This window comes from Micromonospora sp. NPDC049171 (assembly GCF_040648275.1).
Classification (GTDB): Bacteria; Actinomycetota; Actinomycetes; order Mycobacteriales; family Micromonosporaceae; genus Micromonospora.
Window position 1 is genome coordinate 226,385 of record NZ_JBEZDJ010000009.1, and the last position, 14,028, is coordinate 240,412.

16 protein-coding genes and 1 pseudogene are annotated in these 14,028 nt (G+C 69.9%); 11 read left to right on the plus strand and 6 right to left on the minus strand.

Annotated features, from left to right (window positions below; translation table 11 throughout):
* Window positions 1-126 precede the first annotated feature (126 nt).
* Entirely contained in the window at window positions 127-588 is a 462-nt protein-coding gene (locus tag AB0B14_RS14530) for an SgcJ/EcaC family oxidoreductase (protein ID WP_357522678.1), read from the plus strand.
* A gap of 247 nt (window positions 589-835) precedes the next feature.
* Here AB0B14_RS14530 and AB0B14_RS14535 read toward each other — a convergent pair.
* Together AB0B14_RS14535 and AB0B14_RS14540 are read right to left on the minus strand one after the other, a co-directional pair.
* A pseudogene (locus tag AB0B14_RS14535) lies at window positions 836-952 on the minus strand (DNA-binding protein); the annotation flags it as partial.
* Window positions 953-1,083: 131 nt separating this feature from the next.
* Complete coding sequence (locus AB0B14_RS14540; RefSeq protein ID WP_357070507.1) at window positions 1,084-1,512, minus strand: hypothetical protein; 429 nt, start codon at window positions 1,510-1,512, stop codon at window positions 1,084-1,086.
* A gap of 988 nt (window positions 1,513-2,500) precedes the next feature.
* Here AB0B14_RS14540 and AB0B14_RS14545 point away from each other — a divergent pair.
* Window positions 2,501-2,638: a hypothetical protein gene (locus AB0B14_RS14545; protein ID WP_357070504.1), complete on the plus strand. Its 138-nt coding sequence runs from the start codon at window positions 2,501-2,503 to the stop codon at window positions 2,636-2,638.
* 69 nt (window positions 2,639-2,707) lie between these two features.
* On the plus strand, window positions 2,708-4,090 hold the full coding sequence (locus AB0B14_RS14550; RefSeq protein ID WP_357070501.1) for a hypothetical protein: 1,383 nt from the start codon (window positions 2,708-2,710) through the stop codon (window positions 4,088-4,090).
* 15 nt (window positions 4,091-4,105) lie between these two features.
* Here AB0B14_RS14550 and AB0B14_RS14555 read toward each other — a convergent pair whose 3' ends face one another.
* The 3 genes from AB0B14_RS14555 to AB0B14_RS14565 all read right to left on the minus strand — a co-directional run bounded on the left by AB0B14_RS14555 (window position 4,106) and on the right by AB0B14_RS14565 (window position 6,840).
* Complete coding sequence (locus AB0B14_RS14555) at window positions 4,106-5,113, minus strand: hypothetical protein (RefSeq protein ID WP_357522679.1); 1,008 nt, start codon at window positions 5,111-5,113, stop codon at window positions 4,106-4,108.
* A 130-nt stretch (window positions 5,114-5,243) separates the two neighbouring features.
* Entirely contained in the window at window positions 5,244-6,182 is a 939-nt protein-coding gene (locus AB0B14_RS14560) for an expansin EXLX1 family cellulose-binding protein (protein ID WP_357522680.1), read from the minus strand.
* A gap of 55 nt (window positions 6,183-6,237) precedes the next feature.
* Complete coding sequence (locus AB0B14_RS14565; protein WP_357522681.1) at window positions 6,238-6,840, minus strand: TetR/AcrR family transcriptional regulator; 603 nt, start codon at window positions 6,838-6,840, stop codon at window positions 6,238-6,240.
* A gap of 123 nt (window positions 6,841-6,963) precedes the next feature.
* Between AB0B14_RS14565 and AB0B14_RS14570 the strand changes: the two genes are divergently transcribed.
* The 7 genes from AB0B14_RS14570 (at window position 6,964) to AB0B14_RS14600 (ending at window position 13,126) form a co-directional block, all read left to right on the plus strand.
* Window positions 6,964-7,800: an SDR family oxidoreductase gene (locus tag AB0B14_RS14570; RefSeq protein WP_357522682.1), complete on the plus strand. Its 837-nt coding sequence runs from the start codon at window positions 6,964-6,966 to the stop codon at window positions 7,798-7,800.
* 174 nt (window positions 7,801-7,974) lie between these two features.
* A complete protein-coding gene (locus AB0B14_RS14575; RefSeq protein ID WP_357522683.1) occupies window positions 7,975-9,201 on the plus strand; it encodes an epoxide hydrolase family protein in 1,227 nt (408 codons plus the stop codon).
* Window positions 9,202-10,143: a thioredoxin gene (locus AB0B14_RS14580; RefSeq protein WP_357522684.1), complete on the plus strand. Its 942-nt coding sequence runs from the start codon at window positions 9,202-9,204 to the stop codon at window positions 10,141-10,143. It abuts the gene before it with no gap.
* Between the two features lie 32 nt (window positions 10,144-10,175).
* On the plus strand, window positions 10,176-10,787 hold the full coding sequence (locus AB0B14_RS14585) for an N-acetyltransferase (protein WP_357522685.1): 612 nt from the start codon (window positions 10,176-10,178) through the stop codon (window positions 10,785-10,787).
* Between the two features lie 154 nt (window positions 10,788-10,941).
* Window positions 10,942-11,814, plus strand: a complete 873-nt coding sequence (locus AB0B14_RS14590; RefSeq protein WP_357070476.1) for an AraC family transcriptional regulator — start codon at window positions 10,942-10,944, stop codon at window positions 11,812-11,814.
* Window positions 11,815-11,834: 20 nt separating this feature from the next.
* Window positions 11,835-12,167 (plus strand): PadR family transcriptional regulator, encoded by a 333-nt coding sequence (locus AB0B14_RS14595; protein WP_357522686.1) that lies wholly within the window; start codon window positions 11,835-11,837, stop codon window positions 12,165-12,167.
* Window positions 12,128-13,126, plus strand: a complete 999-nt coding sequence (locus tag AB0B14_RS14600) for a hypothetical protein (RefSeq protein WP_357522687.1) — start codon at window positions 12,128-12,130, stop codon at window positions 13,124-13,126. Before AB0B14_RS14595 ends, AB0B14_RS14600 begins: the two co-directional genes overlap by 40 nt.
* A gap of 3 nt (window positions 13,127-13,129) precedes the next feature.
* On the opposite strand, the gene AB0B14_RS14605 is transcribed toward AB0B14_RS14600, so the two are convergent.
* Window positions 13,130-13,627, minus strand: coding sequence for an NUDIX domain-containing protein (locus AB0B14_RS14605; RefSeq protein WP_357070467.1), 498 nt, complete (start codon window positions 13,625-13,627; stop codon window positions 13,130-13,132).
* 169 nt (window positions 13,628-13,796) lie between these two features.
* Here AB0B14_RS14605 and AB0B14_RS14610 point away from each other — a divergent pair, with 169 nt between their 5' ends.
* Window positions 13,797-14,000: a hypothetical protein gene (locus tag AB0B14_RS14610; protein WP_357070464.1), complete on the plus strand. Its 204-nt coding sequence runs from the start codon at window positions 13,797-13,799 to the stop codon at window positions 13,998-14,000.
* The last annotated feature ends 28 nt before the right edge of the window (window positions 14,001-14,028 follow it).

The following is a 14,028-nucleotide window of genomic DNA, read 5'->3' on the forward strand; positions in this document are numbered from 1 at the left end:
ATGACGGCGGGAGGGGTCCCCCCATCGGACCAGCCCGTCCCCCGGCATTGATGGAATCGCTGGACGCCAGGCGTACGGCATGGCGCTGGCCGGTCCGCCGTCAGCCTGGGTGGCAGGATGAGAGGCATGGCTGAAGAAAGCGCTGCCGTACAGCGGCTTTATGAGGAGTTGCTGACCGCCTGGAACGACCGCGACGCGCGCCGGTATGCCGCCTTGTTCGCCGACGACGCCTCGCTTGTCGGCTTCGACGGCAGCCAGGTCAGCGCGTCGGAGTTGGAAGGGCACCTGGCGCCGATCTTCACGGACCACCCGACCGCCTCGTACGTGTGGAGAGTGCAGGAGGTGCGTCCACTCGGTCACGCGGTTGCGCTGCTGAGAGCGCGGGTCGGGATGGTCCCACCAGGCCAAACAGATGTGAACCCGGCGGTGAACGCAGTGCAGTCGCTGGTCGCGGTGCAGCAGAACGGGACGTGGCGTGTCGCGTTGTTCCACAACACCCCGGCGCAATACCACGGCCGGTCGGACCTCGCGGACCAACACACAGCCGACATGCGCGATGCCATGGCCGAGGCCAGCAGTCGTGTCTGACGCCAACTAACCGGCGACGGCTTGGGCTGGACAACTACCTGCCCGTCCAGCCCGATTTAGGCGCATCCCCTCTCCGGTCGGCATGCCAACGCGGTATGAAGCTTCCGTCGGCTCATCGGGGGAGTGCCCCGATGCGGAGCCGGTTGCCGTCAGGGTCGACCACCTCGAACTCATGTCCCCGATCTTTTTGTTCGACGGTTGCCATGCCGCAGGCAGCCGCGACTGCATCCATGTCGTCGACGTACAGATTTTCGAGATGCCCGACCCACGTGCCGTCGCTGGCGAGCGTCAGAGCGAACGGCCCGGACAGCCCGATGTGGGGGCCGGCGTCCGCCGGGATCACGGGGGCGTGCACGTGCGGCATCCGTGCCTGTTGCGGATCCTGAACGGACTGTTCAGGCCCCGCCGAGGGGCCTGAACAGTCCGTTCAGCGGTTGTCTCACCTCAGTTCAGGGCCGCTTTTCTGCCCCGGCTGGGCAGGAGTGGCACTGACTCCTAGCGGTCCCGCCGCTGCCCCTGCCTACCAGGCTTCCGGCTCGGCCTGCCCCGACTGCCCCTTTCCGAAGATCGGTTGTAGCCCCGCTGCGTTCTCTGACGCCGTCGGTCCTCTGATTGGCTGAGCGCCAGAATGATCGTGGCGGCGATGATCAATACGACGAGGGTGCCGCCTCCGAGAAGCAGAGGGGCGGTATCACCGGGCAGATTGTGCGTAGCCAGGACGGTTCCGCCAGCGATACCGCCCGCGAGGAAGAGCCCGACGACTGCGATAACAGCGGCCGAGGAGAGGTTGCCGCTCTCCCACTCGACCCCCTTGAGATGGATCTTGAGGTGCCCGCGCCGCTCGTCTGAGGGGTCGGGCTGGCGCTCCGTGGTGGTGAAGTCCACCTCGGTCGGCGCCGATCTACCGTTGTTCCTGCTTGGCATGAACCTGTCCTTCGGGTTGAAGGTTCACCTGATGCGACTTGCGCCGGCAACTTGATCGGGACCAGCTTCTGTACGTGCAGGAGCTGGTCTTGATCAGCCATCGATCTCGGGCGGTACCGTACCACGTGCGTGCCGCGTCCGGATTTGCCTGCCAGTGGGGGGTGGCCCGGAACCAGGGCAGGACTGGTTCGTTATCCCCACGGAGCCAGCCGGGAGCCGTATAGCATATGGTTCGGGCTTGCCTTGCAGGACAGTCGTCCGGCAAAGTAGTACCGCGAGGTAGCAAGATGATCATTCGTTGCCGCGAGTGGTCGTGTCGCTACGCGAAACACGCCCCGGCCCTCCCCGCAGAGCGCCTCACCCGGTTTCGGGGACAGCTTGGCAGAGCTGGTTTCCGGGTGGGGGGTCGACAAGAGGAGAACCAATGCCCACAGTCACCGCACCAGAAGGCACCGTAGCAATTAACCGCGACCAAGTCGCCGAACCGCAACCCGCCCTGCCGAAGGATGACTTGGCCCCACCTAAGCCGCCGACAACTCGGGGTCACGGAGGTTCCTTGACCAAGGTAACGGTGAACCTTCTTCCACGCACAATGGTTGCGCTGGAAGAGGTTAGTGGATCGACGGGCGACAACAAAACCGAGACGATAAATCGCGCGGTTCAACTGTATGCGTGGGTGCAACGCATGCTTGATGCGGGCGAGTCGATTCGTGTAGTCAGCCCAGACGGGCAGACGAGAGAGATTCACTTGTTCTAGCCGTAATGGTGGACCGATCGCATGACCGGTCCACCATTACAGGTCCCACCTTCTACCCTCATGCTTCAACGGAATTCGACCATCGCTTACTCTCTGCGGGAACCGCGCGTTGGAACGATGCATCGTCCGACTGCTGGGTGACCCCCACCCCAGTACGCAATCCGTTGGCTCGACCTCGCGGCCGAGTTCTACGGCCATTCGATCGCCCTGGCGTTCTACCTGGCCGCGTCGATGCACGAGGCGATCGATGACGTGTACGGCCTGGGCCTGCGCCCGGACCCGACCGCGATGCACGCCCGGTTCCTCGGGTGGTTGTCCCGGGCCCGGCGTCCGAAGCGGCACACAAGTCAGGCTCGACCCGAGCGGTGAGGCCGCCGGGCCGATGATGGCGCAATCCGGCGCGACAGACGCCTTGACCTCGTGCTGGACGATGAGGCGGTGAAGGTACGGCAACCGTACTTCGACCGTGTTGTCCTCCTGTTCTTCGGGGTGCTGCTGCTCACCGGAGCTGTCGTCATCGCGTACCAGCTGCTGGATGTCGCCTGGATCGGCCTGGTGCTGGGCGCGGCGGCTGTGGCGCTCGGGTTGGCGCTGGGTGGCCGGTTGGTGCGGGACGCGGTGTCGCCGTTCCGCGTCGACGTCGACCGGCGGGGCCTGTCGGTGCGGACCCCGAAACTGAAACGCCACCTGCGGTGGGACGAGGTTGCCGCGGTGGTGCTCGTCGACGATCCGGCGGCTGTCGGCCGGCGCACCCTGCGGGGTCCGCGTCTGCTGCTGGTGCCGGCTGCCGGGGTGCGCCTGGGCGTCCCGCTGCCCGAGAAGAGCCCGGTGGACGGGCAGGCGGCCATCGAACTATTCACACTCCGCGAGGTGGACTACGAGGAGGGTCAGTTCGCGCGGGACCTGGCGGAGCTGGCGGGTGACCTGTTGCACGACCTGTGTCGACAACCGGTCCTGCCGACCGACGCGGTCCCCCTGCGGCGCTTTCCCGACGAGCCCGACCGTGCCCGGCTGGTGCGGTGGCTGGACCGGCGTCGGGCCCTGCTGTTCGCCGGCTGGTACCTGTTCGTCCTCGTTCCTCCGCTGCTGCTGATCGATGCGGTGGCGCCGCGTAACGAACTGCTCGGCGTCCTCGTGCTGGTCGTGTCCCTGGTGGTGGTCGGCGTCGTCACCACAGGGGTGCGGCAGTTCACCGAGGGTTGCCGGGATCTGGTCGACGGGGAGGCGATGATCGACGGCGCCGGCCTCGTGATCGGTCCTGACCCGGCGGCACCCCCGATCAGCCTGCTGTCGGGGATCGTCCACGTGCGGCAACCGGGTCAGCTGAGCGGTTTCGGTAAGGCGTGGGTGCTGGCGCGCTCGGCTGACGAGGGGCCTCCGGTGCCGCTGCTGCTCCTCGCTGATCCACGCACCGGGCTGCTCCGCGATCGGGACGACCTGCGGGCACTGGAGGCGGTCCTGCGTCGCTCCGCCGACGAGCGGGACCGCGCCGCGGGTCGGCAACTCGACGAACTGGCGGCGCGGGCCCCGGCATCCGTCGCGTCGCCCACCCTGCCCCCATCGGGAGCCGTGCCGGCCCGCGCACCCGCGACCGCCCTGTGGGAGGCGGCGAAGGGGGTGGGGCGGGCTGTCGTGTTGCTCGGTGTCGTGGCCACCGTCATGATCGCGGGCGGCTTGGTGGTCGAGGAGACGAGCTACGTGGGGCGTGCCCTGCTCGCCACCGCCGCCGCCCTGTTCCTCGGGTGGATCGTGTACGCGGTGTACCGCGTGGTGGTGCTGCTCCGGACGCTGTTCGCGATCGTCGCGCGCCCGTTCCGCTGATCAGGGCCGGCAGCCTCAGACTCCGGTGCTGGGGTCCGGCACGGTGACCCGCGCCGGGGTCCGCGCCCCGAAGACGGTGGCGACCAGGTCGCTCACCGTGTGCACCCCCGCGTCGATCGTCTTGCCGGGTGGGAGTTGGTACATGATGGCGACGACATAACGCTGGCCGTCGCCGGCGAATCCCACGGTGTTGGTGACCCAGTGCTTACCGCCCGGGTCTGGCTCGATCGACCAGCCGTTCTTGGTGCCGGGCTGCTGTGCGGCGCCGGCCGCCCAGATGCCCCAGTGCTGGATCGCGCCGACCGAGCGCATCGCGTCGAGGAGGTAGGCCCGGTCGGTCGGGTTGAGGCGGTCCAGCACGTACGACATCAACCGCTGTAGATCGTCCGCCGTGCACTTGAGGTGTCCCCAGAAGCGCGAGTAGCCGGCGACGGTGGTCAGCCCGGTCATTCCGTAGCGCTGCTGGAAGCGTGTGAGTTGGCTGTCGCGGCCGTAGCGGTTCCACAGGGCGGTCGCCGCGTCGTCGGAGGAGACGTTGAGCATGTCGGCGATCTGCCGGCGTGCGGTGGCGTCGAGGGTGATCTCGCCCGCGCGGGCACGCTCCAGCAGGCCCACGGCCATCGCGAGCTTGATGGTGGAGGCTGTCCAGATCGGATGGTCGGTGGTCCCTGCCTGCCAGAGCTCGCCGGTCCGCCGGTCGCGCACCAGGATGCCGAGGACCCCCGGTTTGGTCTTGAGTAGGGTGGCCGCCGCGGTGAAGCGTCGGCGCTGCGCCTCGTCGGCGCTGACCGAGCCTGACTCGCCGGTCCGCACGTCCGGCGCCTGACCCAGCCCGCTCGTCGAGCGTGGCGGGGAGGCCCCGGTGGTCGGCGGGCTAGCCGGGCCGCTCGAACAGCCGGCGAGCACGAGCACCGCGGCCAGCGCCGCGAGAACCACTGAACGCCAGGCGGGACGTCGCCCTGGCCGCGCGGCCGCCAGGTCGCCTCCACGGGCCTCGTCGTCCTCGAACCGTCTGACTGTCACGGCGGGTGATCATAGTCCGGCCTGGGGCTGCGTCCGGTTCTGCCCGCGATGCCGGCCATGGTTGTGCCTGGCCCGCCGGCCTCGCCGGTCGAGCCCCACTCCGAGGTTTCCGTGTCGGCGACTGGGCGGGTCAGCAGTGCGGACGGTCGAGCGGGGCGGCACCGGCGAGCGCCTCGACTGTCGTCGTCGGTGCGGCCGACTCCGTCGGGGTCGGCGAGGGCGCGACGGTGGGGCTCGGCGGGGCCGAGGGGGAAGCGCTGGGCGGGGCGGCACTGGCGAGGGTGGCCGTGCTGCGTTGGATGCGCTGAGGGGTCATCCGGATACCGGTGGCGGTCGCCTGGCGCCCGTACACGTCGGTGACCCTGATCCGGTAGGGCCCGGGGCCGAGCCCGCTCTCGACGGTCCAGTAGTTGTCGATCTGCCGGGCCGCCTTGCGGAAGCCGCCGCCCGGTCCGGCCGCCTCGACCGAGCGCAGCGGGTTGCCGTGGTTGCCGACCTGCACCGCGAACCAGTACCGCGAAGCGCCGCTCTTCATCCGGAAGGTGAGGCCGCCGTCGAGTGGCGGGTTCACCACCGCGCGGTACGTCACCGGCGCGATGCCCTGCGCCCGGTCGGCGATCTTGGCGAACGCCTCGTCGGAGAGGTCGATCTTGCCGGCGCCGCATCCGCCGCACTGGTCCATGACCAGGACCCGGACCTTGCCCTTCGGGCCGGTCACGTCCAGGTAGCTGCCGCAGGCCGCCGACCCGGCGTACGCGGACGCGCCGAGGGCCACGTAGAGCCGGTCCGCCGGCGGGCCCGGGAAGGAGCAGGTGCCGCCCGAGCGGCCCGCGTCGTAGAAGCTGGCCTTTCCCTTGTGGACGGCGTTGCCGCTCGGCGGGGCGGCGTGGACGACATTGCCGGTCGGCGGGGCGGCGCAGGCCGGGGTGGCACCGCCGCGGACGGCGAGGGTGATGCCGAGTACGGCCGCCAGCGCGGTGACCCCGGCGCCGGCCAGCCAGTGTCTGACCCGCCGACTCGACCGAGGTGTGCCGTTGTCGTCGTCGGGGGCCGTGCCTGGTGCCGTCACGGCGCCTGATGTTGCCGCATGGCTCGGGGGCAGCGCAAAGCCGTCCCAGCTGTCGTCACTCGGCGGATCGGCGGGGGCGCAGTCCGTTCAGGGCGGTGCTGACGACGAGGTCGGCGTACTCGGCGGTGAGCGGCCCACCGCGTTGCAGCCAGCGGCTGAACACCGGCCCCCAGATCAGGTCCACCGCCACGTCCAGGTCGATGTCCTCGGCGAGTTGGCCGGCCCGCTGGGCGCTGCGCAGGCGCTGCCGTTTGGCCTCCTTCAACGGCCCGTCCAATCGTTCGGCGTAGACCGCCGCCAGCTCGGGGTCGTGTGCGATCTCGGTGGCCAGCGCGCGCATCGGTTGCTCGTACCGGGGATCGTTCATCTCCTCGACCGTGGCGCGCAGCACCAGGGTCAGGTCCGCCGCCAGGTCGCCGGTGTCCGGCAGGGTTGGCGGCCCACCCTCGGTGGCCTCGCTGAGCAGGAGGAACGCGTCGAAGATGACCGCGCCCTTGGACGGCCACCAGCGGTAGATGGTCTGTTTGCCGACCCCGGCGCGCGTGGCGATGCCCTCGATGCTGACCTTCGCGTACCCGACCTCCTGGAGCAGGTCGAAGGCCGCGCCGAGGATGGCGCGTCGGGAGGTCTCTCGCCGGCGTGCCGTGTTGGGCGTCATGAGGCGGCACGATACCAGTAACGAGACGGACCGTATCGTCTTGACGGCCTCCCGTCCGAGGCTTACTCTTCTGGCATTACGAGACGGACCGTCTCGTCTCGTCACGAGGGAAGAGAGACCCCCATGCGTACCTGGTTCATCACCGGCGCCAGCCGCGGTCTGGGCCGCGCGTTCGCCGACGCCGCGCTCGACCGCGGTGACCGGGTGGTCGCCGCCGCCCGGACCATCGCGACTGACGACTTCGACGAGCGGCACGCCGACCGGCTGCTGGCCCTGACCCTCGACGTGACCGACCGGGCGGCGGTCATCACCGCCGTGCACACCGCCGTCGAGCACTTCGGACGCCTCGACATCGTCGTCAACAACGCCGGCACCCTGTCCATGGGCATGATCGAAGAGTTCACCGAGGAGCAGGCGCGCGCCCAGTTCGAGGTCAACGTCTTCGGCGCGCTGTGGGTCAGCCAGGCCGTGCTGCCACACCTGCGGGCCCAGCGGTCCGGACACATCGTGCAGATCTCCAGCATCGCCGCGCTCGGCGGCTTTCCGAGCACCGGCCTGTACAGCGCGAGCAAGTTCGCCCTGGAGGGCATGAGCGAGGCGCTGGCGATGGAGGCGGCGGCCTTCGGTGTCACGCTCAGCATCGTGCAGCCGGGCGGATACTGGACCGACCTCTACACCAGCCTGAGCGCCACCACGCCCCTGCCGGCCTACGCGCCGCTGCGGGCCGAGTTGGAGCGGCAGTGGGCGGACGGCTCGATCGACAGCGCGCCCCGGCTGGCCGCCGAGGCGTTGCTGCGCCTGGTCGACAGCGACGACCCGCCGCTGCGGCTCCTGCTCGGGAGCATGGTGTACGACCTGGCGTTCGACATCTCCCGCCGGCGGATGGCCACCTGGGCCGGCTGGGAGCAGGTCAGCCGCGCCGCCGAACACGCCGTCGCGGCACCCGGACCTGAGCAGTGAGAGGGCTCCTCGTATCGCCACGAGTCGTATCGCCACGAGCGACAGGTGCGGCGTTCTAGGCTCCGAGATATGGCGGCGGCGTGCCCATCTCGAATTGGCACACAAAGGCCGGGCAGCGCCTGCAACCCATGTTTTCTCCTCACGAGGCGCAAACCCAGACGGAGAGGAACACGCATGGCTGTCAAAACCAAGACCCGTCCCGGTACCACGGAGATTCGGCCGTTCAGCGTCGACATTCCGCAAGCCGACCTCGACGACCTGAAGAGGCGCATCAAGGCGACCCGCTGGCCGGACAAGGAGACGGTGGACGACCAGTCGCAGGGCGTGCCACTCGCGACAATTCAGGCCGTCGCCCGCTATTGGGAGAACGAGTACGACTGGCGCAAGGTCGAGGCGCGACTGAACGCCGTACCGCAGTTCATGACCACCATCGACGGGGTGGACATCCACTTCATCCACGTGCGCTCGAAGCACGAGGACGCGCTGCCGCTCATCGTCACCCACGGGTGGCCCGGATCGGTGATCGAGCAGCTGAAGATCATTGAGCCGTTGACCGATCCCACCGCGCACGGTGGCAGCGCGTCGGACGCCTTCCACCTGGTGATCCCGTCGTTGCCGGGCCACGGTTTCTCGGGCAAGCCGACCACGTCGGGGTGGAACCCGCAGAAGATCGCGACCGCCTGGACCGAGCTGATGACGCGTCTGGGCTACAACCGGTTCGTCGCGCAGGGCGGCGACTGGGGCGCGGTCATCGTGGATCAGATGGGCCTCCAGGCGCCCGCGGAACTGCTCGGCATCCACACCAACATGCCCGGTGCGATCCCACCCGAGATCGACCTGCTGTTCCAGGGCGACACCACCGGCGCGAACAACGCCATGGGCTCGTTGCCGTCCGGTCTGTCCGCCGACGAGATGCGCGCCGCCGAGGAAGCCAACTACGTCTGGAAACACGTCGCGTACGCCCTCATGATGGCGACACGGCCGCAGACACTCACCGGCCTGGCGGATTCTCCGGTCGGTCTGGCGTCCTTCCTGCTCGACCACGACGCGAAGAGTCTCGCCCTGATCGCACAGGTCTTCGACGGCGCCAAGGCGGGCCTCACCCGCGACGACATCCTGGACAACATCTCGCTCTACTGGCTGACGAACACCGCGGTCTCCGCGTCCCGCCTGTACGCGGAGAACAAACTGTCGTTCTTCGCGGCCAAGGGCGTGACCATCCCGGTCGCCGTGAGCGTCTTTCCCGACGAGCTGTACGAGGCGCCGCAGAGTTGGGCCGAGCAGGCGTACCCCAACCTCATCTACTACAACAAGCTCGACGTGGGTGGGCACTTCGCGGCCTGGGAACAGCCGAAGATCTTCTCCGAGGAACTGCGCACCGCCTTCCGGTCGCTGCGCTAGATGGCCGTGCACCTGCCTGCGCTGAACGGGGCGGCCGAGTGGCTCAACTCCGAGCCACTCGGCCCCGCCGACCTGGGCGGGCGCGTCGTCCTGGTCAACTTCTGGACGCTGACCTGCATCAACTGGCTGCGTCAGGAGCCGTACGTGCGTGCCTGGTCGCAGGCGTACCGCGACGACGGGCTGATCGTCGTCGGGGTGCACACGCCGGAGTTCGGGTTCGAGCACGAGGTCGACTGGGTGCGGCGGGCGGTCGCGGCGCGATCGATCGACTACCCGGTGGCGGTCGACAACGACTACGCGATCTGGAGCGCGTTCGACAACCACTACTGGCCGGCGCTCTACTTCGTCGACACCCTCGGGGTCATCCGCGACGAGCACTTCGGTGAGGGGCGCTACGAGCAGTCCGAGCGGATGCTCCAGCAACTGCTCGGCATCGAGCGCGACCCCGTACCCGTCAAGGGTGTCGGCCCGGAGGCGGAGGCCGACTGGACCAACCTGCGCACGCCCGAGACGTACCTCGGTTTCCGGCGCGGCGACCACTTCGCGTCGCCGAACGGCCCGGCGCTCGACGAACGCCGCGCCTACCAGGTGCCGGAGAGCCTGAACGTCAACACGTGGGCCCTGTCGGGGGAGTGGACGATCGGGTCGGAGAACGTCGTGCTCGACCGGGCCGGCGGCGGCATCGCCTTCCGGTTCCACGCCCGCGACGCGCATCTCGTGCTGGCCCCCGGGGCGGGAGCGTCGATCCCGTTCCGTGTGCTGCTCGACGGTGCGGCGCCCGGCCCGTCGCACGGCGTCGATGTCGACGAGGCGGGCAACGGTGTGCTGGATGATGGCCGCCTCTACCAGCTTGTCCGCCAGGACGGCACGGTCGGTGAGCGGACCCTGGAGATCACGTTCGGTGCGCCCGGCGCCGAGGCGTACGCCTTCACCTTCGGCTGACGCGCGCCCATCCCGGGATAGCATCGACTGCTGTGACGACGCCTGAGATCACCCTCGCCACGCCAACGGACCGCGATGCGGTGGTCGCCACGCTGGTTGCCGCATTCGTCAAGGATCCCATCCTGCGACATCTGTTCCCGGACGAGGACACCTATCCGCGTTACGCCGCTGTCTTCTTCGGGGACCTCTTCGACAAGCGGGTGCACAGGTCGTCGATCTGGACGATCGGCGGCGGTGCGTCCGTCGCCATCTGGGAGCCGCCGGCCGAGCCGCCGGCCGAGCCGCCGGTTGACGCGCCGCCGGACGCCCCCGGCGTCGGCCCCGGGTCGCCGGAGGAACCGCGATACCCCGCCGACGTGCTGGCCCGCGTGCGGGGCTACGACGACACCGTGCACGCCGCCCTGCCGACGTACCCCTTCTGGTACCTCGGTGTGCTGGGCACCCACCCCGACAGCGCCGGACGCCGTTGGGGCCGTGCCGTCATGCGGGCCGGGCTGGCCCGCGCCGCCGCCGACGGCCTGCCGGCGATCCTGGAGACCAGCTACCCGGCCAACGTCGAGCTGTACCGCCGCGCCGGCTGGGAGGTGCTGGGCACCCTGTCGGAGCCCGTCCCCACCTGGATCATGCAACAGCCGGCCCGCTGACGTCGGGGCTGGCGGTGCCTCGCGGCCCCGCAAGTCGGCCAGGCTACGACACGACCACCGGTGCGGTCGCACCCGACCGATGCGGGCATCGGATGTCGGGTGGGCCACCGGCCCGGCGACCTAGCGTTGGTGCTCCAAAGGAAGGGAGCACCGGGTGCTGGAGCGGCTCAACGAGGCCATGGCGCACATCGAGCGGCACCTCGACCGCAAGGTCGAGGTGGCCGAGCTGGCGCGGATCGCGCTGACGTCGGAGTACCACTTCCGGCGGCTGTTCTCGGCGCTGGCCGGCATGCCGCTGTCGGAGTACGTCCGGCGGCGTCGGCTCACCGTCGCTGGCGCGGACGTGCTGGCGGGGGAGCGGACGTTGCTCGACGTCGCGGTGCACTACGGCTACGGATCGGCCGAGGCGTTCGCCCGGGCGTTCCACGCCGTGCACGGCGTGGGGCCCGGAGAGGCTCGGCGTACGGGGGCAGCGCTGCGTGCCCAGCCCCGGATGTCCTTCCGACTCACCGTCGAAGGGAGCGGCAGCATGGAGTACCGGATCGTCGACAAGGACGCGTTCGCACTGGTGGGACGCAGGGCCCGGGTCCCACTGGTGCACGAGGGGATGAACCCGGCGATCGTCGCGTTCGTCCGGAGCATCGACACGGAGACGACCGCGCGGATCGAGGCGCTCTCCGACCAGGAGCCGCAGGGGATCGTCAACGTCAGCGACAACGTCGCCGACAGTCGGCAGGAGGGCACCGAGCTGGACTACTGGCACGGCGTGGTGACCGGTGCCGTGCCGCCGGAGGATCTGGACGCGCTGCCGGTGCCGGCCGGCACGTGGGCGGTGTTCACCACCTCCGGGGCGTTTCCGCAGGCCGTGCAGCACCTGTGGCGCGACGTGTTCACCCAGTGGTTCCCGTCCAACCCGTACCGCAGCCGACCCGGACCGGAGATCTCCCGGGTTCGGGTGTCCGCGGACGGCACCGTGGCGGACGCCGAACTGTGGATCCCGGTCGAGCGCACCCCCACCCCTATGTAGAGTTCCGATACAGTGGTCGGATGCGGATCACCATTCCGGTCGCCAAGGTGCTCGCGGCGCTGCTCGCCGAGCCCGACGAGCAGCGCTACGGGCTGGACCTGATGCGACTGACCGGCCTGCCCAGCGGCACCCTCTACCCGGTGCTGCACCGGCTGAAGGAGGCCGGCTGGCTGGCCGCCGACTGGGAGCCGATCGACCCGGTCCAGGCCGGCCGGCCGGCCCGTCGCTACTACCGCCTCACCGCCGAAGGCGTGGCGCAGGCCCGGCAGGCGCTCGCCGACCTCCGTGCCGCGATCCCCGACGGTCGCCCCTCGTGGGGTGGCACCGAGCCCACCGGGGCACCGGCGTGGTGACCCGCCGGATCGCCGAGGTGCTGTTGGATCTGGCGGCGCGCCGCTGGCCGGCCGATCTGCGGCACGAGCTGCGCCGCGAGTGGGCCGCCGAGGTGCACGTGCTCGCCGAGACCGGTCGCTGGACGACAATGCTCGGCTTCGCGGTGAGCCTCGCGGTCAGCCGGGCCGGCGCCCCGGTCGTCGACCGCCGCCTGCTGCGCGGTCGAGTCGGCCGTACCGCTGCGGCTCTGCTGCTGTCCCCGATCGCCTGCGTCACGATCGTGATCGGCGGCGCGTACGTGCTGGATCCGATTCAGCCCTGGCTGGCGGGAGTGGACTGGCCGGAGCGGGCACAGAAGCCGCTCTGGACGGCGTTCACCGTCGTGCTGGCGGTGTTGCTGGCGATGGTCGCCGCGCGCTGGGCCCGGCACGGCGCACTCGACGGCCCGCTGCGCATCGCGCTCGGCGTGGTGCTGCCCATCGGCGTGACAGTGGTCGCGTGCCTGTCCGCTCTCGTCCCGGAGGACCTGGCCACCTCGGTACCCGGGCTGCTGCTCTGGTTGGCCGGTCTGACGCTGGCGCTCTGGGCCGCGGCGAGCCTCGCCGCCCGCAACCGCCTCCGCGCGGCCTGGTGGGTGGGCGTCCTCGGCGCACTCGCCGTCGCCGACCTCGCGGTCATTCTCGCCGTCGTCGACGCCATCGCGGCGGGCAGTCGCGCCGGCCCGGTCATCGGTCCGACGCCAGTGGAGAGCATCGACCGGATCTCCGCGCCGCTGTGGCTCCTCGCCGCCTGGACAGACTGGAACATCGCCCTGCCCCGGCCCGCCATCCCCTGGGAGATCTTCGGAATCATCACCCTCCACGTGCCGCTGGAACCGATGCTCTACCTGGCCTGCACGCCGTACGCACTCGCGTACACCATCCGGGCGGCGCGGTCCGCGCCCACCGCACCGGTCGCCCTCACGCCGACTCCGGTGTGAACCTCAGTCGGGCACGTCGTCCCACGTCGTGCCCGGCTCCAGGTAACCGGCCACCTGGTTCTCCCGCAGCGCGTAGGCGATGACCAGCAGGGCGTGCTTGTCCAACTCGGGCAACCGGTCCAACGAAAACCACCCCACGGCCAGCGACTCGTCGTCGTTGACCCGGGCGGTGCCGCCCACCAGCCGGCACAGGAAGCCCAGATTCAGGTACTCGCACCTGTCACCGTTGGGATAGGTGTGCGGATGGGAGACGGCGCTGGACAGGCGCACCGGGGCCACGTCCAGGCCCGTCTCCTCCCGCACCTCGCGCACCAGCGCGGTGGCCGGCTGCTCGCCCGGCTCGACGAAGCCGCTGACCACCGACCAGCGGCCGTCGTCGGCACGTTGGCCGAGCAGCAGCTCACCGGCGTCGTTGCGGACGACGGCGCTGACACTCGGCAGCCAGAGCAGGTCGTGACCGACGTGCTTGCGCAACCCCACGATGTAGTCCGGTGTCGCCATCGGGCGATCATAGGCCGCGACCCCCTGGCCAGCCGTCGCGTCAGCCAGCCCGATCGACCTATTTCGGGTGTTCTGCCCCGCCAGGGCCGATGCATATCTACTGTGGAGAGGGTCGGCGACTTGCGCGATCCGGTGGCGGCCGGTCGGTTCGCGGTGCACAGTGATTCCCATGAGCGACAGCGAACGTGGTGGGCATTTCTACTGGTGCACCCGGCACCACCGGGTCGAGACGGACGCCGACGTGTGTCCGGCGAAGCATGTTCTCGGCCCGTACAACTCGGCGGCCGACGCGGAGAACGCCCTGCAACGAGTGCAGGAGCGCAACGAGGCGTGGGATGCCGAGGACGCTCGTTGGGCCGGGGAGGACAGGTAGACGGCGCGGGACGGCCCGTGCCGAGGTA